Source organism: Catenulispora pinistramenti (assembly GCF_018274385.1).
Classification (GTDB): Bacteria; Actinomycetota; Actinomycetes; order Streptomycetales; family Catenulisporaceae; genus Catenulispora; species Catenulispora pinistramenti.
This window is the reverse complement of record NZ_JAAFYZ010000176.1, coordinates 1-23,529: the sequence shown is the minus strand read 5'-3', so window position 1 is coordinate 23,529 and position 23,529 is coordinate 1. Positions and strand designations below refer to the sequence as shown.

Annotated in this window: 15 protein-coding genes and 1 tRNA gene; 14 read left to right on the top strand and 2 right to left on the bottom strand. The window is 71.4% G+C overall.

The annotated features are described in order from the left end of the window. From KGQ19_RS35715 to KGQ19_RS35660, 12 genes are all read left to right on the top strand, one after another. Nucleotides 1-3,495, top strand: a 3,495-nt coding sequence (locus tag KGQ19_RS35715; protein WP_230419950.1) for a multifunctional oxoglutarate decarboxylase/oxoglutarate dehydrogenase thiamine pyrophosphate-binding subunit/dihydrolipoyllysine-residue succinyltransferase subunit, incomplete at its 5' end; no start/stop codon positions are given. Nucleotides 3,496-3,589: 94 nt separating this feature from the next. Further along, nucleotides 3,590-3,766 carry a DUF6104 family protein gene (locus KGQ19_RS35710; protein ID WP_212017587.1) on the top strand — a complete coding sequence of 59 codons (177 nt, stop codon included), beginning with the start codon at nucleotides 3,590-3,592 and terminating at the stop codon, nucleotides 3,764-3,766. 148 nt (nucleotides 3,767-3,914) lie between these two features. Further along, entirely contained in the window at nucleotides 3,915-4,796 is an 882-nt protein-coding gene (locus KGQ19_RS35705) for a DUF4097 family beta strand repeat-containing protein (RefSeq protein ID WP_212017585.1), read from the top strand. Then, the gene (locus KGQ19_RS35700; RefSeq protein ID WP_212017583.1) at nucleotides 4,797-5,639 is read left to right on the top strand and encodes a PadR family transcriptional regulator; all 843 of its coding nucleotides are present in this window, start codon (nucleotides 4,797-4,799) and stop codon (nucleotides 5,637-5,639) included. It abuts the gene before it with no gap. Between the two features lie 245 nt (nucleotides 5,640-5,884). After that, nucleotides 5,885-8,377 (top strand): hypothetical protein, encoded by a 2,493-nt coding sequence (locus tag KGQ19_RS35695; protein WP_212017581.1) that lies wholly within the window; start codon nucleotides 5,885-5,887, stop codon nucleotides 8,375-8,377. Next, nucleotides 8,374-9,804, top strand: a complete 1,431-nt coding sequence (locus tag KGQ19_RS35690; RefSeq protein WP_212017579.1) for a hypothetical protein — start codon at nucleotides 8,374-8,376, stop codon at nucleotides 9,802-9,804. Before KGQ19_RS35695 ends, KGQ19_RS35690 begins: the two co-directional genes overlap by 4 nt. Next, a complete protein-coding gene (locus KGQ19_RS35685) occupies nucleotides 9,801-11,222 on the top strand; it encodes a vWA domain-containing protein (protein WP_212017577.1) in 1,422 nt (473 codons plus the stop codon). Before KGQ19_RS35690 ends, KGQ19_RS35685 begins: the two co-directional genes overlap by 4 nt. Next, entirely contained in the window at nucleotides 11,219-13,153 is a 1,935-nt protein-coding gene (locus tag KGQ19_RS35680) for an AAA family ATPase (protein WP_212017575.1), read from the top strand. The genes KGQ19_RS35685 and KGQ19_RS35680 overlap by 4 nt, the downstream gene beginning before the upstream one ends. A gap of 2 nt (nucleotides 13,154-13,155) precedes the next feature. After that, nucleotides 13,156-13,238 (top strand) — tRNA-OTHER (locus KGQ19_RS35675). A 16-nt stretch (nucleotides 13,239-13,254) separates the two neighbouring features. Then, complete coding sequence (locus KGQ19_RS35670; RefSeq protein WP_212017573.1) at nucleotides 13,255-14,667, top strand: SDR family NAD(P)-dependent oxidoreductase; 1,413 nt, start codon at nucleotides 13,255-13,257, stop codon at nucleotides 14,665-14,667. Then, nucleotides 14,664-15,851, top strand: a complete 1,188-nt coding sequence (locus KGQ19_RS35665) for a leucine-rich repeat domain-containing protein (RefSeq protein ID WP_212017571.1) — start codon at nucleotides 14,664-14,666, stop codon at nucleotides 15,849-15,851. Before KGQ19_RS35670 ends, KGQ19_RS35665 begins: the two co-directional genes overlap by 4 nt. A 123-nt stretch (nucleotides 15,852-15,974) precedes the next feature. Continuing rightward, nucleotides 15,975-16,916, top strand: a complete 942-nt coding sequence (locus KGQ19_RS35660; RefSeq protein WP_212017569.1) for a zinc-binding dehydrogenase — start codon at nucleotides 15,975-15,977, stop codon at nucleotides 16,914-16,916. A 106-nt stretch (nucleotides 16,917-17,022) separates the two neighbouring features. Here the strand turns inward: KGQ19_RS35660 and KGQ19_RS35655 are convergent, their stop codons facing one another. Then, a complete protein-coding gene (locus KGQ19_RS35655) occupies nucleotides 17,023-19,443 on the bottom strand; it encodes a HelD family protein (RefSeq protein ID WP_212017567.1) in 2,421 nt (806 codons plus the stop codon). A gap of 166 nt (nucleotides 19,444-19,609) precedes the next feature. Next, entirely contained in the window at nucleotides 19,610-21,070 is a 1,461-nt protein-coding gene (locus KGQ19_RS35650; RefSeq protein WP_212017565.1) for an MFS transporter, read from the bottom strand. A gap of 60 nt (nucleotides 21,071-21,130) precedes the next feature. On the opposite strand from KGQ19_RS35650, the gene KGQ19_RS35645 reads away from it, so the two are divergent. Together KGQ19_RS35645 and KGQ19_RS35640 are read left to right on the top strand one after the other, a co-directional pair. Beyond that, nucleotides 21,131-21,619 carry a MarR family winged helix-turn-helix transcriptional regulator gene (locus tag KGQ19_RS35645; RefSeq protein WP_212017563.1) on the top strand — a complete coding sequence of 163 codons (489 nt, stop codon included), beginning with the start codon at nucleotides 21,131-21,133 and terminating at the stop codon, nucleotides 21,617-21,619. Continuing rightward, nucleotides 21,616-21,975, top strand: a complete 360-nt coding sequence (locus KGQ19_RS35640; RefSeq protein WP_212017561.1) for a putative quinol monooxygenase — start codon at nucleotides 21,616-21,618, stop codon at nucleotides 21,973-21,975. The genes KGQ19_RS35645 and KGQ19_RS35640 overlap by 4 nt, the downstream gene beginning before the upstream one ends. Nucleotides 21,976-23,529: the final 1,554 nt, after the last annotated feature.

The following is a 23,529-nucleotide window of genomic DNA, read 5'->3' as shown; positions in this document are numbered from 1 at the left end:
GTCCCGGCCCCGGCCCAGGCCGCCGCCCAGCCGGCCGCGCCGGCCGCGCCCGCCGCCACCGGCGCGCCGGCTCCGGCCGCCACGCCCGCGGCCCAGGCCCCGGTCCAGGTCCCCCGGGACGCGGCCACCACCGCCGCCCCGGCCCCGAGCAGCACCTCGGCCAACACCACGGCGGTCCTGAAGGGCCCGGCGGCCCGCGTGGTCACCAACATGGAGGCCTCCCTGGAGGTCCCCACCGCGACCAGCGTGCGCGCCGTCCCGGCCAAGCTGCTGATCGACAACCGGATCGTCATCAACAACCACCTGAAGCGGGCCCGCGGCGGCAAGGTCTCCTTCACCCACATCATCGGCTACGCCCTGGCGCAGGCGCTCAAGGCGATGCCGGAGATGAACCGGTCCTTCACCACCGAGAACGGCAAGCCCGCGGTCCTCACCCCGGCGCACGTCAACGTCGGCCTGGCCATCGACCAGGTGAAGCCGGACGGCACCCGGCAGCTGCTGGTCCCCTCCATCAAGGGCGCCGAGCTGATGGACTTCCGCGAGTTCTGGCAGGCCTACGAGGACGTGGTCCGCCGGGCCCGGAACAACAAGCTGACCCCGGACGACTTCGCCGGCACCACGATCTCGCTGACCAACCCGGGCACCATCGGCACCGTGCACTCGGTGCCCCGGCTGATGAAGGGCCAGGGCACGATCCTGGGCGTCGGGGCGATGGAGTACCCGGCCGAGTACCAGGGCACCAGCGAGGAGACGCTGTCCCGGCTGGCGGTCAGCAAGGTCATGACCCTGACCTCGACCTACGACCACCGGATCATCCAGGGCGCGCAGTCCGGCGACTTCCTGCGGATCATCCACCAGCTGCTGCTGGGCGAGGACGGCTTCTACGACAAGCTCTTCGAGTCGCTGCGCATCCCCTACGAGCCGGTCCGCTGGGTCCAGGACATCAGCGCCAGCCACGAAGACGACATCAACAAGACCGCGCGCGTGCAGGAGCTCATCGAGTCCTACCGCACCCGCGGCCACCTGATGGCCGACACCGACCCGCTGGAGTACAAGCAGCGCCGGCACCCGGACCTGGACGTGGTCAGCCACGGCCTGACCCTGTGGGACCTGGAGCGCGAGTTCGCCACCGGCGGTTTCGGCGGCAAGAAGATCATGAAGCTGCGGGACGTGCTCGGCGTGCTGCGCGACTCCTACTGCCGGACCATCGGCATCGAGTACATGCACATCCAGTCCCCGGACGAGCGCAAGTGGATCCAGAACCGGGTGGAGCACGGCTACGCCAAGCCCGACCGCACCGAGCAGCTGCGGATCCTGGAGCGGCTGAACGCCGCCGAGGCCTTCGAGACCTTCCTGCAGGTCAAGTTCATGGGCCAGAAGCGCTTCTCGCTGGAGGGCGGGGAGTCGGCGATCCCGCTGCTCGGCGAGATCCTGGCCCGCGCCGCCCGCTCCGGGCTGGACGAGGTCGCCGTCGGCATGGCGCACCGCGGCCGGCTCAACGTGCTGGCGAACATCGTCGGCAAGGAGTACGCCGAGATCTTCCGCGAGTTCGAGGGCAACCTGGACCCCAAGTCCATGCACGGCTCCGGCGACGTGAAGTACCACCTGGGCGCCTCGGGGTCGTTCACCGCGCTGGACGGCTCGGCGATCGCCGTGACGCTCGCGGCGAACCCCTCGCACCTGGAGACCGTGGACCCGGTCCTGGAGGGCATCGTCCGGGCCAAGCAGGACATCATCGACAAGGCCTCGGCCGGCTTCACCGTGCTGCCGCTGCTGATCCACGGCGACGCCGCGTTCGCCGGCCAGGGCGTGGTGGCCGAGACCCTGAACCTGTCACAGCTGCGCGGCTACCGCACCGGCGGCACCGTGCACCTGGTGATCAACAACCAGGTCGGGTTCACCACCTCGCCGACCTCCTCGCGCTCCTCGATCTACGCCACCGACGTGGCCCGGATGATCGAGGCGCCGATCTTCCACGTGAACGGCGACGACCCCGAGGCCTGCGTCCGGGTGGCGCAGCTGGCCTTCGACTACCGCCAGGCGTTCAACAAGGACGTCGTCATCGACATGATCTGCTACCGCCGCCGCGGCCACAACGAGGGCGACGACCCGTCGATGACCCAGCCGCTGATGTACAACCTCATCGAGGCCAAGCGCAGCGTCCGCAAGCTCTACACCGAGGGCCTGATCGGCCGCGGCGACATCACCCTGGAAGAGGCCGAGGAGGCCCTGCGCAACTACCAGGGCCAGCTGGAGCGGGTGTTCGCCGAGACCAAGGAGGTCTCCAAGGCCCCGGTGTCGGCGACCTTCGCGGTCGACGTGCAGCCCTACCCGGCGCAGGTGGACACCGCGATCACCGACCAGGCGGTCAAGGTCATCGCCGACTCGCAGGTCAGCCTGCCGGACGGCTTCACCCCGCACCCGAAGGTGCTGCAGCCGCTGCAGAAGCGGGCGCAGATGATCACCGACGACAAGATCGACTGGGGCATGGGCGAGACCCTGGCCTTCGGCTCGCTGCTGATGGAGGGCGTGCCGGTCCGGATGGCCGGCCAGGACTCCCGGCGCGGCACCTTCGTGCAGCGCCAGCACGTGCTGGTGGACCGGGAGAACGCCACCGAGTACACCCCGCTGTCCAACCTGAGCACCGACCAGGCCAAGTACACGGTCTACGACTCGCTGCTGAGCGAGTACGCGGCCCTGGGCTTCGAGTACGGCTACTCGGTGGCCCGGCCCAACGCCCTGGTGCTGTGGGAGGCGCAGTTCGGCGACTTCGTCAACGGCGCGCAGTCGGTCATCGACGAGTACATCTCCAGCGGCGAGCAGAAGTGGGGCCAGCGCTCCGGCGTGGTGCTGCTGCTGCCGCACGGCTATGAGGGCCAGGGCCCGGACCACTCCTCGGCCCGCCCCGAGCGCTTCCTGCAGATGTGCGCGCAGAACAACATGACCGTGGCGATGCCCTCGAACCCGGCGTCCTACTTCCACCTGCTGCGCTGGCAGGCGCACAACCCGGCCCACAAGCCGCTGGTGGTGTTCACGCCCAAGTCGATGCTGCGCCTGAAGGACGCGGTCTCGCCGGTCGCGGACTTCACCTCCGGCCGCTTCGAGCCGGTGCTGCCGGACGTCACGGTCGACCCGGCCGGCGTGCGCCGGGTGCTGCTGGTCTCCGGCAAGCTCTACTGGGAGCTGGCGGCCAAGCGGGCCAAGGCGGGCATCACCGACACCGCGATCATCCGGGTGGAGCGGCTGCACCCGCTGCCGGCCGCCGAGATCGCCGCGGCGCTGGCCTCCTACAGCCCGGACGTGGACCTGCGCTGGGTCCAGGAGGAGCCGGCCAACCAGGGCGTGTGGCCGTTCGTGGCGATGAACCTGCCGGCCACCCTGGGCCGCGGCCTGACCGTGGTCTCCCGGGCCGCCGCCTCGTCCCCGGCGGTCGGCTCCGGCAAGCGGCACGGCGTGGAGCAGGCGCAGCTGGTCGAGGACGCCTTCACCGGCTGACCTGGAGCGCGACACGGGTGGGATCCGCGCTGCGGCGCGGGTCCCACCCTTTTGCATAGGAACTCAGAGCTCTTCCACAGGGAACGGATTCACGATGTACTTCACGGACCGTGGTATCGAGGAGTTGGAAAAGCGCCGCGGGGACGAGGACGTGTCGCTGGGCTGGCTGGCCGAGCAGCTGCGCACCTTCACCGACCTGAACCCGGAGTTCGAGGCCGCGATCGACCGGCTGGCCACCTGGCTGGCCCGGCTGGACGACGAAGAGGACTGAGAGCCGGCGCGACACCGACCGATTGGGCGGCGCGCACGAAACGGCTCTGTAACAGGTGGCGGCCGGAGACCGTAGGTACTTGCCCTCCCGAGCAACGCGATATATCGTCTTCTTCAGAGACGCGATACATCGTGAGAGGACCCAGGTGATGACCAGACACGAGCTGAAAGGGCCGGACCGGCTCGCCTTCGAGGGGATCCACCGGCTGAAGGTCGTCACCACCTCGGGCAAGGTGGACGTGGTCGGAGCCGGCGAGGACGGCGCCGCGGTGGTGGACGTGACCCGCGTCAAGGGTGACGAACCGCTGGTGGTCACCGCCGAGGACGGCGAGCTGAAGGTGACCCACGGCGACTACCGGCCGAACCTGTTGGGCTGGCTGATGCACACCCGCAGGATCGAGGCCGACATCTCGATCCAGGTGCCGCCGGACTGCCTGGTGGACGTCACCGTGATCTCCGGACCGCTGGTGCTGTCGAACCTGCACGAGCGCACCCGCGCCCACGGCGTCTCCGGCGAGATCACCCTGGCCCAGGTGCACGGGCCCACCGACGTCAAGACGGTCTCCGGCGCGATCACCGCCGAGAGCGTCACCGACGACCTGAGCGCGCTGACCGTCTCCGGGCCGATCACCGTGATCGCCCTCGGCTCCCAGAACACGATCAAGGCCGGCACCACCTCCGGGGCCATCACCGTGGACCTGGAGGACGGCACCGACGCCCCCCGGCTGGACCTGAACGTGGTCTCCGGCCAGGTCATAGTACGGGCCCCGGAGGACGCCAACCTGGACGTGGACATGTCCACGATGAGCGGACGCACCGTCACCACCTTCGACGGACTCGACTCCCAGGCTCTGTTCCAGAACAAGCAGATCCCCTTCACCAAGCCGCGTCAGCTCTCCGGCCGCCTGGGCACCGGACGGGGCCGGCTGCGCGCCAGGGCGGTGTCAGGTGATATGACGCTGTTGAGAAGGGCCGTCGACCACGAGGTGAAGAACTCCGTCGTGGACGACGAGGATGGAAAGGACCGTTAAATGGCACCCGTCTTCGGACACGGACGGCTGCGGCTGTACCTGTTGAACCTGCTCGCCGAGAGCCCCAAGCACGGGTACGAGATCATCCAGCAGCTCAAGGAACGGTTCCAGGGCCTGTACGCACCCAGCGCCGGCACGGTCTACCCGCGCCTGTCGCGCCTGGAGAGCGAAGGCCTGATCCGCCACGAAACCGACGAACGCGGCCGCAAGGTCTACCACATCACCGACGCCGGGCGCACCGAACTCGCCGCCCGCGCCGACGACATGGCCGCGCTCGAGAGCGAGATCCGCGAGTCGGTCAGCAGCCTGGCCGAGGAGATCCGCGACGAGGTCAAGGAATCCGCCCGGCACATCCAGGAGGAACTCCGCGCGGCGGCCGCCGAGGCCCGCACGGAATCCAAGGACCGCGCCGCGGCCACCGGCCGTCCCAAGCAGGCCCCCCACGACCACGACCACGCTCCCTCGGCGCACCCGCCGGCGGACCGCTCCCAGTGGGGCAAGGACGACTGGCGCGACTGGAAGCGCGCGCAGAACGACTGGAAGGAACAGTGGAAGGACCAGTGGGCCGCCCAGTGGCGCGAGCACTGGCAGGACGAAGCCGCACGCTGGCAGCGCTTCGCCCAGGACAGCGTGGACGACTGGACCGGCCGCCGCCCCCGTGAGCGCGCCGACGAGGAACAACTGGACGAGCTGCGCTCCACCTTCCTCCGCTTCCGCGACGAGGTCCGCACGATGGCGCGGGAGCACCGACCGGACATGCCGGTGACACCAGACCAACTGAACGCCGCCCGCGAGGTACTGGAGCGAGCGGCCCGGGAGCTGCGAGACATCTTCCGGAGCTGACGACGAGGCCCGGTCCGGGCTCCAGGCCGAGCCGGGCTTCGGCGTGAGGGGGTGACGGCGCGTGCCGCGGGACGGGGGTCCCGGGCACGCGCCGTCGCATGTCCCGATGCGGGCGGCGGAGAAGCCTTCGCACCCCACGGCCCGAACGCGACCCGGCTCGGAAACCGCCCGCCCGGATCCGGCGGCACCGCGCAGGACCGGTCGTCGGCACCATGCGGCATCATGGCCTGTGGGAGGGAGCCATCGTGGTCGCAGGCTTGATCGACGCCTTGCACTTCGCGGAGCGCGATGACGCGTCGGCGGTGCTGTACGGACTCGGAGACGCGCAGGTCGCCGCCGGGATCGCGGCGGCTTCGCGGCCCCTGCCGGTGGCGGTGAGCGACTTCGTCCTGGACACCGCGGGCGCCGCGTCCGTGCTGGCCCTGACCCGCCGGGCGCTGGCCGACGAGACCGTGGCCGATCCGGACGCCGTGTTGCGCGCTTTGATCCGGCTCGCGGACCCGGCTGTGGACGAGTTGCTGGTGCGGACCGCGGCCAAGCGGCCCCGGGCCTGGATCCTGGCCGCGCTGGTCCGGGACCGCCGCGACGCGCGAGGCCGCCCGGTCATCACCAACGACGTCGAGCGCTTCCTGCGCAACCAGGTGGCACGGGCCGAGCGGCGGCACGCGAACCGCCACACGCCGATGCCCGCCCGCATCGAGATCGACCTGGTCGTGGCGGCGACGGTGGCGGACCAGCCCTGGCTGGCGATGACCGCGATGCCGCTCGCGGTGCGGCTGGAGCAGACGACCGCCGTGGCCCGCGGGCTGCGGACGCTGCGCGATCACGGGCTGCTCGCCGACGTGTGGGAGGACGGACTCCGCGAGACCATCCTCACCCATGCGAAGAAGAGCTCGTACTACCAACCGCAGTGGGACGCCGTGCTCGCCTTCGGGGACACCGGCGACAGCCCGCGGATGACGAAGACACCGGGGGCCTCCCACCTTCGCTTCGAGGGGCTGCCGGACCCGGGCGCCGCCGACGCCTGGACCGCGCCGAACACCGGATCCCAGCACTACGCCCTGGCCTGGGACCTGGTGCTGGAGTACGCGGCGCTGGTCGGCACCGGCGAGCAGGACCGGCAGGCCGGCCAGGCGACGGCGCGCGGGCTGGACGAGGCGGCGGCCCGCGAGGACGTGCCGCAGGACGTGCGGGCCGAGTTCGAGGCCCGATACCCGCGGGCCGTGTTCTGGGCGGCGCGGCCGGACGTCGCGACGCTGCGGCGGGCCCACGCGGCGAAGGCGTCGCTGAACCCGGCGACGCGCCACTTCGCCACCCGCGAACTGCTCCGCCGCGGCCTGCTGCACGGCTCGCTGAGCGCCCCGGAGGCGGTCGCGCACGCGGAGCCGGCGGCCGAGGTGCTGGCCCTGGCGCTGCCCACGCCGCCGGGACTGACGACGTACTACACGGCGAAGGGGAAGAACGGCTTCGCGCCGCACTTCGTCTGGATCCCGCCGGAGGCCGAGGAGCGGTATCAGGCCGATCTGCGGGCGGCGGTCGCCGCGGCGCTGGGTCCGGACCCGGCGCGCTGGCTCAAGGCGCTGACTCGGGTCGCGGCGTGGGAGGGCAGCCTCGGCGACCTGCTGGCGGCGATCGACTCCGACCAGCCGCCGCCCCTGCCCGCTCGACGCGGGTCGCGGTGGCCACGCGGGGTGGATCCGGCGGCGGTGCTGCTGGAGATCGCGCCGCCGGAAGTGGTCACGGCTGTGGTGGAGGCGGCCTGGCTGCTTCCCGATGCGGCCGAATCCTTCGCCCCTGAGACGCGCGCGCTCGCAGGTGTCTTCACGCGGGTCCTGGACCGTGGCCCCGAGCCACGCTGGCTGCTGGACCTCGCGGTCGACCCGCACGGGACGCCGGCGATGCGGCTGGCGGCGGCGCGGAATCCGGCGGCGACCGTGGGGACGCTGTGGCGGCTGGCGGACCGGGAGCCGGCCGAGCCCCGAGTGCTGGCGGCGGTGTACCTGCACCCGCTGGCCTCGCTGGAGCTGCGGATCGCCGCGCTGGTGCGATCCGAGGCGGTGGGCGGGCTGTACCCGGCGCTGGTGCGACGGCTGGTGACCCGCTACGCGGAGCCGGCGCTTCTCCAGCCGACCCTGGAATCGCGTGATCCCGAGCTGCTGCACAACGTGCTGCGGCGCAGCAACCGCTCGCTCCAGACCGACCGGCGCATCGTCGCCTACTCCAGGCTGGCCGAGGCCGCCGGGCCGGAGCCGGTGTGGGCGCTGGAGCTGGAGCGGGCCGGGAGTCTGGAGAAGATGCACGAGGCGGTCCGCGCCTCGATGACCGAGCACAGCGACGAGCCGCTGCACGCGGCGGCCACGGGGATCGCGCGGCCGGATCCAGAGCGTGTCGCAGCATCCTGGGACGCCGACTTCCAGTCGAGTCGCCCCGACACCGCCGAACGGGTGCGCAAGCACCTCGACGGACATCCTGAGCTGTGGATGCGGCTGGCCGAGGACGGCGTCACGCTGCCCGGGCTGATCGCCGAGCTGGAGGGTGTCGAACCGCGCGCGCCGCAGACAGCACAGACAGCACAGACAGCACAAGCACCGCCGACGCCGGAAACACCACACCGGAGCCCCGACACGCCGGAGCCGCCGACTCCCCCAGGCCGCGAAGCCAGGCCCCGGCTGAGCGAGACCCCGCGACTGCTGCCGCCGCTCCCCGGCAGCGACCCCGCAAAGCCGCCCACCCCATGAACGCCCCGGCCCGCGTCCTCAACCTCCTGCACGCGGCACGTCCCGAAGACGTCGCCCCGGTCCTGTCCCTCCTGTCCAAGTCCGAGCTGGCCGCAGGCCTGGCCTCCGACTACTGCGATCCCGACCTGCGCGCGCTCCCGCCCGACCGCAAAGCGCTCCGCCACGCGCTGCTCAACCCGCGCCCCGCCACCGAGCACCTGCTCACCGAACACGGCGCCGCGCAGGACGCCGTGCGCCTCGCCGCTCGCGCGCCCTACCAGCGGGTGCTGCCCGAAGGTGTCACGCCCTACGGCCGCCCACAGGCTGACCTCAGCCGACAGCTCCGGGCCCGGCTCGCCGCCGTCCTCGGGGACGAGCCACTGCGGTGGTACGGGGTCCTGGCCACGCTCTATGGCTGGGAGAGGTCCTTAGCCGAGCTGCTCGACCTGGCCGCGAGCCGGGGCCCGGCACCGGCGCGGCCGACGGTCCGGATCCGGCACGGTCTGCGGCAGGAGCTGTTCCTGCCCGGCGTGCTGCTCGCGATGGCGCCGGCGGCGGTGATCGCGGGTGTCCTCGCCTACGACGAGCAGGGATACACGTCCCTGATCGAAGCGTTGTTCACCTCCGCGCCCTATCACCCCGGCTACTTCGAACACGCCCTCGGTCCCGCCGGGTCCGACTTCGCGCGCGAGCGGCTGTGCGCGGGCTTCGCCAAGCCGCTGAGCGTGGCGTATGAACTGCTGGAGCGCGGGGTGGGAACCGAGGACCTGACCCGGCTCACCGCCACGCACGGCGACCTCGCACTGAGGTTGCGGATCTACCACAGCCTCGCCGTCTCGGAAAAGCCGTGGGGGGTGAGCAACCTGGGCCGGACGAAGCCCGAGCAGATCCACGCGCTGCTGGCGTCGGCCACGACAGCCGAAGACCTCCTGCGCCTGATCACCGAGCTCCGTCCCCTGTTCCAGCGGACACCCGGCCTGGCGGAGCTGCGCCTGCCCGCCTACCTCCGACTCGCGCAACTGGCCGGGCCGGAGCCGGTGTGGAGCGCCGAACTGGACTTCGCCGGCAGCTTGGAGCTCATGCACGAGGGGGTCCGCGCGTCCATGGCCACGGGCGACCTCGCGCCGCTGGTCACCGCCGCCGACGCCGTCGAGCCCCCGGGGCCGCCGCCCCCGCAGCCGAATCAGGGCTCGCTGACCGACTGGCCGCTGGAAGACGCCGTGTGCCGCCGCCTCGACGGCCGCAAGGCTCGCTGGCGCGCCGTGCTCCGGCTGGCCGAGGACGACAGCGCCTCGGTTCTGGACATCGTGCAAAAGGCAACCGGCCGATCGGTTCGACCAGCGGGCCCAGACATAGAAGACTTGAAGCAGGACCCGAAGAACGTGAAGCAGGATCCGATGACCCCGCTCCCCGACCATCCCCGCCCCGCGAAGGAGGACTCCGCGTGAAGGCCCACGAGTCCGGCCGCCGCTCGCGTCGCCTGCCGGTCAGCGCCACCGACCGCAAGGCGCTGGCGCAGTGGCAGCCGGCCGACCCGGCGACGATCGCCGCGGCGGTGCGGCTGAAGGAGGCGGCGCTCGTCGAGTTCGGGATGGAGTCCTCGGCCATCGCCGGGTGGATCTACTCCAAGTGCGCGCACCAGATACCCACCACGGCGATCGACACCGCCGCGGTGATGGCCGCCGGGGACGGCAGCTGTCTGCTGCTGTTCAACCCGGACTTCTTCGTCGAGCTGGGGCTGGAAGGGGTGAAGTTCGTACTCTTCCACGAGGCCCGGCACCTGATCCAGCGGCACCTGTTCACCGAGCCGGAGCTGCGCGAGGACCCGGTCTTCGACACCGCCATCGAGTGCACGATCAACCACGTCGCGCTGACCCGGCTGCGCCGGGACGACCTGCCGGTGTTCAACGGCGAGCCGACCGGGGTGGATCCGCGCAAGATCTTCAAGAACTACCACGCGGACCTCACCGCGCAGGGCCTGAGCCCGTTCTCCTACGAGGAGTTCATCCGCACCGACATGGGCTGCTACACCGAACTGCACCGGATGAAGCACCCGCCGAGCCCGCCGCCGCTGTGCGTCCACGAGCTCCTGGAGGAGCTCCAGGAAGAGCTCGCCGACGCCGAGACCATCGAGCGGATCGGCAACGAGGTGCTGGCCAACGTGCTGCTGGCGGGCAGGCGCGGGATGCGCGCGGCGCGCTCGGAGCTGCTGGACCTCATCGAGCGCACCGACGGCGCCACCGACCGGCTGGCCAAGCTCTGGGACCAGATGGGCGCCGGGATGATCCGGGGCCAGACCCAGAAGACCCGGCGGGTGGACTGGTGGCAGCGCTGGCTGGTGGACGTGCTGGCGTCCAAGCTGGCCGAGGGCGAGCGGCTGATCTACCCGAAGAAGCGCGGGGCGGTGCTGGCCGCGTTGGGCGAGGACCCGACGCTGTCCCGGCGCGGGCCGGAACGGCACCGGGTGGTGGCGATCGCCGTGGACGCCTCCGGCTCGATGCCGGCCGCGGTGGTGGACTGGGTCGCCTCGCTGGTCGGGCAGCTGGACGGGGTCAAGGCGCACTGGCTGTCCTTCGACGCCGCGGTGGTGCCGTTCGCGCCGGGCGACCCGCTGGTCGGCGGCGGCGGGACCAGCTTCCAGGCGGTCGCCGACTACCTGGAGGGGCGCGCGCCGTCGGTGAAGACCGGGGAGCCGTTCGACGAGACGCTGGACGCCGTCATCATGGTGACCGACGGCATCGCCGCGCCCATCACGCCGGCCGAGCCGGACAAATGGATCTGGCTGATCACCGAACGCGGCGACGACTGGCCCGAGAACCACACGCCGCAGATGGCCTGTCACAAAGTACGAACGGGGGACCGTTGAGCACGCACAGCACCGGGCAGACCGCCCTGACTCCAGACGGGGAGCAGGGCCGGGTCGGGTTCGACGACGACCGCAGGCTGCCGCACCAGGGCGGTTTCGGCGGCGCGGCCGGCGCCTCCAGGGCCGCCGACCGGCCGGCGGCCCTGGAGGCGTTCATCGACGCGATGATCGACCTGGGCCAGACCGGACAGATCTTCGGCGAGCACGGCATCGGCAAGACCGCCACCTTCGCCGCGCACATCAAGAACGCCTACGAGGACACCGAGCTGGTCTACGTCCCGGCCGCCAACCTGGCCCCGGACGACCTGCTGGTGAACGCCCCGGTGCGCGATCCCCACACCGGCGAGCTGGTGCTGCGCCAGCTGGTGATGCGCCAGCTCAAGCCGGGCCGCAGGTTCGTGCTGCTGATCGACGACTCGCTGCAGGCGGGCCCGGCGATCCAGTCCCAGCTGATGCAGATCGCCTGCAACTGGAGCCTGGGCGAGCACGACCTGCGGGCGCTGGGCTGCATCGGGGTGTTCCTGGCCGACAACGAGTCGCTGGCCGAGACCGCGGCCCGGCGCAGCGACTTCGCGATCCTGGACCGGATGGTGACGATCAAGGTCACCGCGAACGACACCGCCTGGCGGGACGCGCTGCGCCGCAAGTTCGGCCAGTTCGACCTGACCGGGGTGTTCCGGGTCTGGGCCTCGCAGCCCCCGGAGATCCGCCGGCTGCTCTCGCCGCGCACCCTGGAGCACATCCTGGCCAACGCCGCCGAGGGCTTCCCGCTGATCTGGGGCCTGCCGCTGCTCAACGGCAGCCGGCTGCGGCTGGCGCTGCCGGCCGGCGAGGGCAGCCGGGTCCAGGAGGCGGACCGCACCGCGGAGATCCTGGACGCGATCGCCGACGCGCTGGGCGTCCCGAACCGGGCCGCGATCGCCGACCCGGTGCGCCGGCTGGTGCGCGCGGCGTTGAAGAACCGCTGGTGCGTGCTGGTCCAGGGCCCGCCCGGCTGCGGCAAGACGGAGGTGGTCCGGACCCTGATCCAGGAGGTGCTGCGCCGCGACCCGCTGTACTTCTCGCTGCCGGTCACCAACGTCGAGGACCTGTGCGCCCCGGTCCCCTCCGCCGACGGCACCCTGGACAACCTGCTGGCCGCCGGGTTCACCGGTGACGAGCCGAAGGCCGTGGTGTGGGACGAGTACAACCGCCCCAAGGACAAGGCGGCGTTCGCCCGGCTGATGGAGATCACCCAGGAGTGGTCGGTGGCCGGCCGCCCGATCCACGGCCTGCGGGCCCAGGTCGCGTTGCAGAACCCGCCCTACCACGTCGGCCGCAAGCTGCTGGTCTCGCGCAACAACATCGCCCAGGCCTCCCGCTTCACCGCGTCGCTGGACATCACCCCGGAGGACATCCCGGCCAACGAGTGGCTGATCGCCAAGTACGGCGCGGTCGCCGAGACCGTCCTGGAGTGGTGGAAGAACGACATCGACGACGAGGGCCGCGCCTGGATCACCAAGCGCACCCTGGAGCGCCTGATCCGGCTGCACGGCCGGGGCCTGCCGCTCCAGCAGGGCCTGGTCTACCTCGGCGACGGCGAGTACGCGCCGGTCCCGCTCGGCGCCCTGACCGCGCGGCTGGCCGGCTCGCAGCGCACCGGGCTGAAGGAACTGGCCGCGGACGTCGACACCTGGGAGCGCCGCCTGGCGCTGGCCGTCGCCGGCAACCCCGAGGGCGACGACGCCTCCGACGTGGTCCACCAGGTCTTCGCCAACGCGGAGCTCTCGCAGCTCAAGCAACAGCGCGAAGCGGTGATCCGGCTGGCCGCGCACCTCCCCAAGAAGCTCCGCGCCACCTACCTCGTCGGCGCCTCGGAGGACGCGCAGGCGTTCTGGGTCGGTGTCCTGGCGGCTTGCAAGGCACGGGAGGGTTCCGCCAGGATTCCGTGAGCGGCCCCGTAGCGCAGAGGCAGGCGCACCGCTCAGATCCACTCAAGCGACGCGGGGAACGCCGGTTCGAATCCGGCCGGGGCCACTCGGGGAGGGACGGCATGAGCCTGGAGGAGCTGAGCCGCGCGCTGGCGGCGCTGAAGGCGCTGCCGCTCGACGACCCGGCTCGGCTGCACGCGGAGCGGGTCGCGGAGTCCTTTGTGCGGTCCGGGCAGCGCCGGCGGAAGAAGGAACTGCGGGCGGTGCGGGAGGCCGACGACCGGGCGGTGCTCTGGGCCGCGGCCACGGGGGCTGCCGGGCGGCGGGAGGATGTGGCGCTGACGGCCGCGGACGCGGCCGACCAGCCGACAGGCGACGACCCGCAGGCGGCTGAGGCAGTTGCGGCCCCGGCAGGCGAGGACTGTCGCGGATCCGCCTCGGTCGGCACCCTGAACCGCCCACGCCGCTGCTACGTCTGCAAGCAGCACTTCACCGAGGTCTCAGCCTTCTACCACCAACTGTGTCCCGCCTGCGCCGCGGAGAACTTGTCGTGGCGATCGGCACGCACCCCGCTCGACGGCCGGCGGGCCCTGGTCACCGGCGGCCGGGTGAAGATCGGATTCCAGGTCGCCCTGATGCTGCTGCGCGACGGGGCCGCCGTGCGAGTGGTCACGCGCTTCCCGCACGACGCCATCCGCCGCTTCCGCGCGGTCGAGGACAGCGCGAAGTGGCTCGGCCGGCTCACCGTCACCGGACTCGATCTGCGCGACCCGCGCCAGGTCATCGAGCTCTGCGACGGGCTGCTGGCCGCGGGCGAGCCGCTGGAGATCCTGATCAACAACGCCGCTCAGACGGTGCGCCGTCCGGAGGCCTCCTACGCGCCGCTGATCGCCGCGGACCGGCGCGCCGCCGCCGAGCTGACCGGCGGGCTGACCGGCGGGCTTCGTGAGCTGGCCCCGATTCCCGGCTACCGGGGCGCGGGCAGCCAGGTGACTCCGCAGAGTGCTGAGCCGGTCGCGGTCGACGAGAACGGGCTGCTCCCCGATCTCTCGCCGCGCAACTCCTGGTCGGCGGAACTGGGCCAGGTGGACCCGGTCGAGCTGCTGGAGGTGCACCTGGTGAACGCCGTGGCGCCGGCGTTGCTGGCCGACCGGCTGTTGCCGCTGATGGTCGGGTCGCCGTTCCCGCGCCGCTACATCGTGAACGTGACGGCCGTCGAGGGGCGGTTCGAGGTGCGCAACAAGACCGCGGGGCATCCGCACACCAACATGGCCAAGGCGGCGCTGAACATGCTGACCCGGACCAGTGCCGGGGCGTTGGCCCGGCGCGGGGTGTATCTGAGCAGCGTGGACACCGGATGGATCACCGACGAGAAGCCCGCGCCGCGCAAGGCCCGGCACGCCGAGGCCGGGTTCCGCACGCCGCTGGACATAGTCGACGGCGCCGCGCGGATCTATCACCCGATCGTCAGCGGCGAGAACGGGGAGCCGTTGTTCGGCGCCTTCCTGAAGGACTACCGGGCGGTGGCGTGGTGAGCGACGGCAACGGTTTCGACGGCTCCGGCGCCGCCCGCGGCTTCCCGGCCCGCCCCGCCGCCGAACTGGCGCCGGTCCTGGCCTGGCTGCGCCGGGGCGAGGCGGTGCACGCCCGCACCGACTTCCCGGCCGGCACCGCCCTGCCCGACGGCCGCCTCGACATGTGCAAGCAGGACCTCGGTCCGCTCGGCGCCCAAGCGGTCGCCGACGCGCTGCCCGCAGGCGGCGGCCCGGTCCGGCATCTCCTGTTGGGAACCGACGGCCTCGGCGACGGCGGCGCGGCGGCGGTCGCGCCGAAGGCCGTCGCAGCCCACGTCGAAACGCTCTACCTGGGCTGCAACAACATCGGCGGCGGCGGGGTCTGCGAGATCGCCGGCCGGCTGATCGCCTCCCCCGGCGTGGTGAAGGCGCTGTGGCTGAAGCGCAACCCGGTCGGCCCGGACGGCGTGCGCGCGGTCGCGGAGACGGTCCGCGCCGGCACCGTCCTGCGCACCATCGACCTGACGCAGACCGGTCTGGCCGCCCCGGACGTCGCAGTACTGGTAGACGCGATGATCGCCGCCGCCGGTGGTCATCATGCCATCGAGCGGCTTTATCTCAGCGGCAACCGACTGGCCGCCGACGGCGCGCAGGAACTGGCGCGGTTGCTGGTGGCCGGGGCGGTAGCAGAGCTCTATGTCTCAGCAGCGCATCTCGGCGACGCCGGCGCGCACGTCCTGGCCACAGCCCTGCACACGGCACCCGCGGGAGCTCTGCGCCGCCTGTCGGTGGCGAGCAACGGCATCGGCCCCGCGGCCCTCGCCGAGTTGGTCGCCGCCGCGGCCGGTGCCGGTGTCGAGCTCTTCGACGCGGCCCGGGTGAAAGCCGCCGCCGTCCTCGGCGCCGACGACAACCGCCTCGACGAGTCCGGCGCCGCGACCGTCGCCGACGCCCTCGCCGCCCCGCACCGCCTGGCGTATCTCAACCTGCACCACACCGGGCTCGGCAGCCGCGGTGCCCTCCGTCTCCTGGACGGTGCCCAGCGCGCCACCACGCCGACCCGCTTCAAGCTCGGCGGCGGCATCGCCAAGCGGGTCAAGAAGGAGCTCACGGCGCTGGCCGCGGACATCCCGGCGTCAGTGTTCGACGTCGCGCCGGACGTCCGGGCGATCCGCAGCGTGTATCGGACCGCCCCGCCGGCCTGACCGCCGCTGCCGCCACCGCCCGGCGCGCGGCGCCGCGCCTCGCGGCTCCACGACCCGAACCGAGGCCGTGACAAGCCACACAGCACCCGACCGCCCCGACCCCCGCGGTCTAAGCTCGGCCTCATGTTCGCAGTGAGCGCCGTGCGCATCGACTCCAAGGACCCCCTCTCCGGCCTCGAACTCGGGGAGCGCGAGGAACCCGCGTCCCGCGCGGGCTGGACCACCGTCACGGTCAAGGCCGCGTCCCTGAACCACCACGACCTGTGGACCCTGCGGGGCGTGGGCATCACCGAGGACAAGCTGCCGATGATCCTGGGCTGCGACGGGGCCGGTGTGGACGAGGACGGCAACGAGGTCGTCATCCACTCGGTGGTCGACCCGCGCGACGGCAAGCCGTCGATCCTCACCGAGGCCTACAACGGCACGTTCGCGCAGAAGGTGCTGGTCCCGAAGGCCAACCTGGTGCCCAAGCCGGCCGCCCTGTCCTGGGAGCAGGCCGCGTGCCTGCCGACCGCCTGGCTCACCGCCTACCGCATGCTCTTCCGCAACTCCGGCCTCAAGCCCGGGGACACCGTGCTGATCCAGGGCGCCGGCGGCGGCGTGGCGACCGCGGCCATCGTCCTGGCCCGGGCCGCCGGGTTCCGGGTGTGGGCGACGTCGCGCAGCGAGGAGAAGCGGGCGCGGGCGGTGGAACTCGGGGCGCACGCCGCGTTCGAGTCCGGGGCCCGGCTGCCGGAGCGGGTGGACGCCGTGCTGGAGACGGTCGGCGCCGCGACCTGGTCGCACTCGGTGAAGTCGCTGCGGCCGGAGGGCACCATCGTCATCTCCGGGGCGACCTCCGGAGCCATGCCGCCGGCCGAGCTGACCCGCATCTTCTTCCTCCAGCTGCGGGTCATCGGCTCCACCATGGGCTCGCTGGACGAGCTCAAGGCGCTGGCCCGGATGTGTGAGGTGACCGACGTGCGGCCGGTCATCGACTCGGTCCTGCCGCTGGCCGAGGCCCGGACCGGATTCGAGCGCATGGAGCAGGGCGAGGCGTTCGGGAAGATCGTCTTCACGGTCTGAGAAGACACAGACTGAGAAAGCACAGACTGAGAAAGCACAGAACAAGCGGCGCCGCGCTCGGAACAGTCCGAGCGCGGCGCCGCGGCGATACCGGCGATACCGGCGATCAGCCCTCGACCTCGACGATCCCCAACCGGCGCGTGGCCCGCGTCAGGGCGACGTAGAGGTCGTTCTCGCCGTGCCGGGCGGTGACGATGGCCGCCGGGTCGACCACCAGCACCGTGTCGAACTCCAGCCCCTTGGCCTGCCGGACCGGCAGCACCACGGTGCGCCGCTCCAGGTCCGGGTCGGAGCCGTAGCCGGCCTCGGGCAGCCGCGCCGACACCGCCGCGGCCACCTCGGCCAGCCGCTCGGCCGGCACCAGCACCGCCAGCCGCCCGGTGTCCCCGGCACCGCCGCCGTCGGTGCCGACCCCGCCGGCGTCATCGGCGCCGTCGCCGGTCCCGGCGGCCAGCGCCGAGTCCTCGCGCAGTGCCAGCTCGGCGACCTTCTCAGCCAGCGAAGACGTCGGCACCGACACCCGCCACGGCTCCTCGCCGCTGGACCGCACCGAGCGCGGCGGCTTCAGGCCCGGATCGATGCGCTCCAGCACCTCGGCGGCCACGGCCATGATCTCCGAGGGCGTCCGGTAGTTCACCGTCAGCTCCGCCAGTCGCCACCGGTCGCCGACGTGCGGGGCCAGCATCGTGCCCCAGGAGGTCGCGCCGGCCGGGTCGCCGGTCTGCGCCACGTCCCCGACCAGGGTCATCGACCGGGCCGGGCAGCGCCGCATCAGCAGCCGCCAGGCCATCGGCGACAGCTCCTGCGCCTCGTCCACGATCACGTGCCCGAACGTCCACGTCCGATCGGCCATCGCCCGCTCGGCGACGCTGCGCTCGTCGCGCTCCTCGAACCGCTCGGCCAGCATCTCGGCCGAGACCAGGTCCACGGCGGTGACGATCTCCTCGCGCGGGTCCTCCAGGTCGATCGACCGGGACCCCTCGGCCACCTCCAGCGCCCCCTGCGCATAGGCGATGCGGGCCCGCCGCTCGGCCTCGGCCCGCGCCGCCGCCTCGGCCGTGTCGGAGTCGCCCAGCAGCTCCGCGGCCTCGTCCAGGAGCGGGATGTCCGCCGCCGACCAGCCGCCCGGGGTACGCAGCAGCAGGTCGATCTCAGCGTCCGTCAACAGCGGCCCGCCGTCCTCGCCGGAGGCCTCCTCGACGGCCTCGCGCAGCAGTTCCGGCGTCGCGAGCAGCTCGGCCAGCATCCGCTGCGGCGTCAGCTGCGGCCACAGCCAGTCCAGCGCCTCCTGCACGCTCGGCTCGTCGGTCAGCGCGGCCGCGACCTGCTCGCGGTCGGCGTTGCCCAGGAACACCCCGTCGGCCATCTCCGAGGGGTCCTCGCCGAGCTCGGCGGCGATCAGGTTCACCATCGCCAGCGTCTCCTGGCGGTGCGGGTCGTCGTTCAGCCGGTCCACGACCTGCCCGGCCAGCGAGTCGATGATATGCTCGGCGAACGCCTTGCGCCCCAGGTTGGGCCGCCGGTTGGCCTTGCGGCCGAGCTCGCGGGCGGCCACGCAGGTCTCCCGGTCCAGCCGATACTTCACGCCCTCATATACGACCTCGAGCACGTCCTCGGGCACCCGCTGCCGGGCCCGCACCGCGCCGCCGACCAGATCGGCCATCGCCGCGCGGCCCTTGATCTCCGCGACCTCCGGCGCGTCGGCCCGCGAGGCCCGCACCCCTGGGAACATCTCCCCGACCGTGGCCAGCACCGCGCTGGTCTCCCCCAGCGCCGGGAGCACGTGCGAGACATAGCGCAGGAAGGTCGGGTTCGGCCCGACGATCAGCACGCCGCGTTTGGCCAGCCGCTCGCGGTAGGTGTAGAGCAGGTAGGCCGCGCGGTGCAGGGCCACGGCGGTCTTGCCGGTGCCCGGGCCGCCCTGCACGACCAGCATCCCGCGCAGCTCCGACCGGATCGCGTGGTCCTGCTCGGCCTGGATGGTCTCCACCACGTCGCGCATCCGGCCGGTGCGGCCGGCGCTCAGCGCGGCCAGCAGCGCCCCCTCGCCGACCAGCCCGGAGGTGTCGCCCTCGGCCGCCGCGTCGAGGTCGAGCACGTCGTCGTCGACCCCGACGACGGTCCGGAACCGGGTGCGGATACTGCGCCGCCGCCGCACACCCTGGGGCGCGGCGGAGGTGGCGACGTAGAACGGCCGCGCCGCCGGGGCCCGCCAGTCCAGGAGCAAGGGCTCGAAGTCGCCGTCGTCGTCCAGGATGCCGATCCGGCCGACGTAGTGGCGCTCGCCGCCGGTCAGGTCCAGCCGGCCGAAGCAGAGCCCTTCCTCGGCCGCGTCCAGCTGGGCCACCCGGCCGGCGCCGGCGGTGGCCAGGTTGTCGCGCTCGGTCCGCGCCTGCTGGGTGCCGGCGCCGGATCGCAACACGCCGGAGAGTTGGCCCTCGGCGCGGGCCCGCAACGTGTCCAGCCGGGCATACAAGAGGTCCAGATACCGCTGTTCGTGGGAGATTTCTTCCGTTCCCCTTGACAAAACGCCTCCCAATGCTCCAGAATCAAGCACGTACCAGGTTTCTGGTTATTTATGTGTGCCCGAAAACTCTACGATAGCAGATGCCATCGCTGAGCCTTCGGGCACGTGGCGTTTTCGGGGCCTGCCTCAGGGCTTCCGGGCTTCCGGCCACCCAGGGGCTTCCGGGTCAGTTCACCGCCACCAGATCCTCCTCCACCGCGGCGAGCGCCTCGGCCTCGGCTTCGCTGTGCACATTGCGGGTCCGCAGCGCGATGACCGCGGCACACGCCACGGCGATCGCGCACGAGGTCAGCGCCCACGACAGTCCAGAGGCCATCGCCGCCGCGGGCCGCACACCGCTGTTCAGCTCGTGGTTCAGCCGCGCCGTAGAGATCGCGGCGAAGATCGCGAGCCCCAGCGCACCGCCGACCTGTTGCGAGGCGTTCAGCAGCGCGGCGGCCAGGCCCGCCTGGTGGTGCGGCACACCGGCGTTGGCAGCCGTGGCGATGGCCACGAACAGCAGCCCGAGCCCGAACGCCATGACCACCATGCCCGGCAGCAGACCGCTGTCATACGAGCCGTGCACCTTCAGCCCGGCCAACAGGTAGATGCCGACCGCGGCCACGGCCGCCCCGACCACCGCCACCGGCCGGGTGCCGACCCGGGCCACCACCTTCGGCGCCAGAGCGGCCCCGATCCCGACCGCGACCGTGATCGGCAGGTAGGCCAGGCCGGCCCGGATCGGCGAGTAGCCCTCGACGTTCTGCATGTACAGGGTCAGGAAGAAGAAGAACGACAGGAAGCCGGCGACGCCGACCAGCTGCGTGACGTTCGCCGCGACCAGTCCGCGGATCCGGAACACCGAGAGCGGCAGCAGCGGATCGCCGGTGTTGCGCTCGTTGACGATGAACGTCACCAGCAGCACCCCGGCCCCGCCCAACTCCAGCACCGTCCGGCCGGACCCCCAACCCTGATCCGGCGCCTTCACCAGACCGAACACCAGCAGCAGCATCCCGGCGGTGGCCAGGAACGCACCGACCAGATCCAGGCCCTTCACCGCGACGCGCTTGCCGTCGGCCTCGAACATCCGGAACACGGCGACCAGGATCAGCACACAGAACGGCGGGTTCACGAACATCACCCAGCGCCAGCCCGGACCGTCGGTGAGCAGACCGCCGGCCAGCACGCCGACCGCCGAGGCCAGCCCGGCGACCGCGCCCCACGCACCGAAGGCCTTGGTACGGTCCGAGCCCTCCTTGAAAGTGGTGGTGAGCAGCGACAACGCGGCGGGCATCATCAAAGCGGCGCCGACGCCCTGCACCAGCCGCGCACCGACCAGCAGCCCCGCGCTGTCGGCGAACCCGCCGGCCAGCGAGGCCAGGCCGAACACCGTGGTCCCGGCGACCAGCACCCGGCGCCGTCCGAACAGGTCGGCAGCCCGGCCGCCGAGGAGCATGAAGCCGCCGTAGGTGAGCAGGTAACCGCTGGGCACCCACTGCAGACCCTGGGTGCTGAAACGCAGATCCTTGCGGATGGACGGCAACGCGACGTTCACGATCGAGGCGTCGACCAGATCCAGGAACGCGACGCCGCACAACAACAGCAGGATGACCTTGCCTCTGCCGGTTGATAGGAAGGATGCAGACACGGGAGACCCCCTCCGGTACCCTATTATTTTGAGTTCCGTACGTTATGAAGAAGGTATCATATGAGTTCCGTATCATCTACCGACGCGGCGGCCTCCCGCGAACGTCGGCGCACGATGAACCAGATCACGGACAGCTTCCGCGAGATGGCCGTGGTGATGACGGTGCTCAACCTGCGAGCCGGCGAGCAGGTGGGATTGCGGGATGTGGAGCTCAAGGCCCTGGACGTGCTGATGCGCGACGGCGCGATGAGCGCCAAGGCCCTGGGCCAGCGGCTGGGCATGCACCCGGCGACCATGACCGGGATCCTGGACAAGCTGGAGAAGTCGGGCTGGGTGACGCGCGAGCGCAGCCCCGAGGACCGGCGCGTGGTGCTGATCCAACCGGTCCGCGAGCGGGTCGGCGAGATCGTGCGGCTGTTCGCCGGGATGAACGTGATGGCGAACGGACTGCTGGACCGCTACGACGCCAAGGACCTGGAGACCATCGCGGAGTTCATGGGGACGATGGTGAACATGGCCAAGGAGGCCTCGGAAGAATGGGGGGCATGATGACACCGATCAGCCGGAACACGACGATCGTGTCGCACGCGCGCTTCGCGGTCCGCGAAGAATCGTGCGCCGACTTCGAGCGCGTGGCCGCCGCCTTGGTGGCGCGGGCGGAACAGGAGCCGGGCACGTTGACGTACCGCTTCTTCCGCGGCGCCCCCGGCAACTACGCGGCGATCGAGGAGTACGCGGACGCCGAGGCGGTGGACGCCCACCAGGCGGCCAACCAGGACCTGCTCGCCCGCGTCTTCGAGTACGCCGAGCAGAGCTGGATCACGGTGCACGGGCCGGTTGGGGCGGAGATTCAGGAGTGGGCTCGCGGGGCTGAGGGGGTCACTTTGTTTTTGGATCCGCTGTGAGCGCTGGGGCGCTGGGGCGCTGGGGCGCTGCGGCACTGGGGGCGCTGGGGCACTGGGGGCACGGTTCGCTGGGACCACGGTCCGCCGGGGCACAGTCCGCTGGGAGCTGGCTGGGGTTCGGATCTTCGTGGGGTGGGCTTTGGCTTGCGGGTTGCTGTTTGTTTGTGGGTTTTAGAAGCTCTTTACGGCCTTCGGTCATAGTTGAACCGGTTCGGGGTTCGGGTCGGCGGGTGTGTTTGTCGGCTGCCGGTTCGCGTGTTCACAACCCCGCCCCACCTCAGGCCTCTTCAACTCCGGCAAGTTGGGACAAGGGCACAAGCCAGGTCAAGAGCAAGATCAACGACACAAGCAAGATCAACAGCAAGATCAAGGTCAAACCCATGGTGAAGAGCCGGGCCTCCGGCGGGCCTCGGCAACCTCAGGGAAACTAGCGCGGTTCCCTAGAGTGGCCGATCTAGTCTCAGCGGCGGCGGTCCCTGAGGTGGTGCGGTCCGTTCCCCACGGTCGCGTCGTCAGCCCGATGGGTACAGCACCGGCGTCCGGGGGTAAAGTCCGCGCGCTTGCGGTCATGCGTGTGAGCTGCGGTTTTTGATAGCGCGAACTTGACCCCCGGCCACCGGCACTGTAGGCGAAGCCCTGCCGACGCGACCGAGGGGAACGAACCGAAAACCAGCCGGAAGAATGGCAAAGCCCGGTGGTTCGGTACCGGCGACCCGGCGAGGTCAGCCGCCAGTCTGGGTGTTGGCAACGCGGCAGCCCCGATGGTGGGCATCCCGGGCTGGCGGGTGCGGATGGCTGCCAAGATGGTTGTCGCCTGTCGAGCAGGTCTGTTGGTGTCGAGGATGTGGCGGTCCGACCCGCCCGAGCACGTGTTGATCTTCATGGATGTGAGAATCCGGCCATGGGATGGCTGCTTCTTCACATCCATCAGCGCGATCCCGCACTCGGGCGTGTCGCAGGGCACGTGTAAGACGCTAACAACACCCTCACCGGCAGCGGCAGCGGCAGCAACAAACCGGTGCCCTCGGACCCTGCGTTTTGTATTTCTCCGGCTGGTTTTCGGTTCGTTCCCCTCGGTCGCGTCGGCAGGGCTTCGCCTACAGTGCCGGTGGCCGGGGGTCAAGTTCGCGCTATCAAAACCGCAGCTCAGGCACCCAACCGCAAGTGCGCGGACTTTACCCCCGGACACCGGTGCTGTACCCATCGGGCTGACGACGCGGCCGTGGGGAACGGACCGCACCACCTCACAGGCCGCCGCCGCTGAGACTAGATCGGCCACCCTAGGGAACCGCGCTAGTTTCCCTGAGGTTGCCGAGGCCCGCCGGAGGCCCGGCCCTTCATCACAGTTTTTGACCTTGCTCTGACTTGCTGGAGTTGAAGAGGCCTGAGGCGGGGCGGGGTTGTGAACACGCGAACCGGCAGCCGACAAACACGACTCGCCGACCCGAACCCCGAACCGGCACAACTATGACCGAAGGCCGTAAAAATCGCCTTTCAGCCCACACCCCAACCGCAGCCCGCCTCGAAAACGCCTCAACTCGAATACACCCCGCC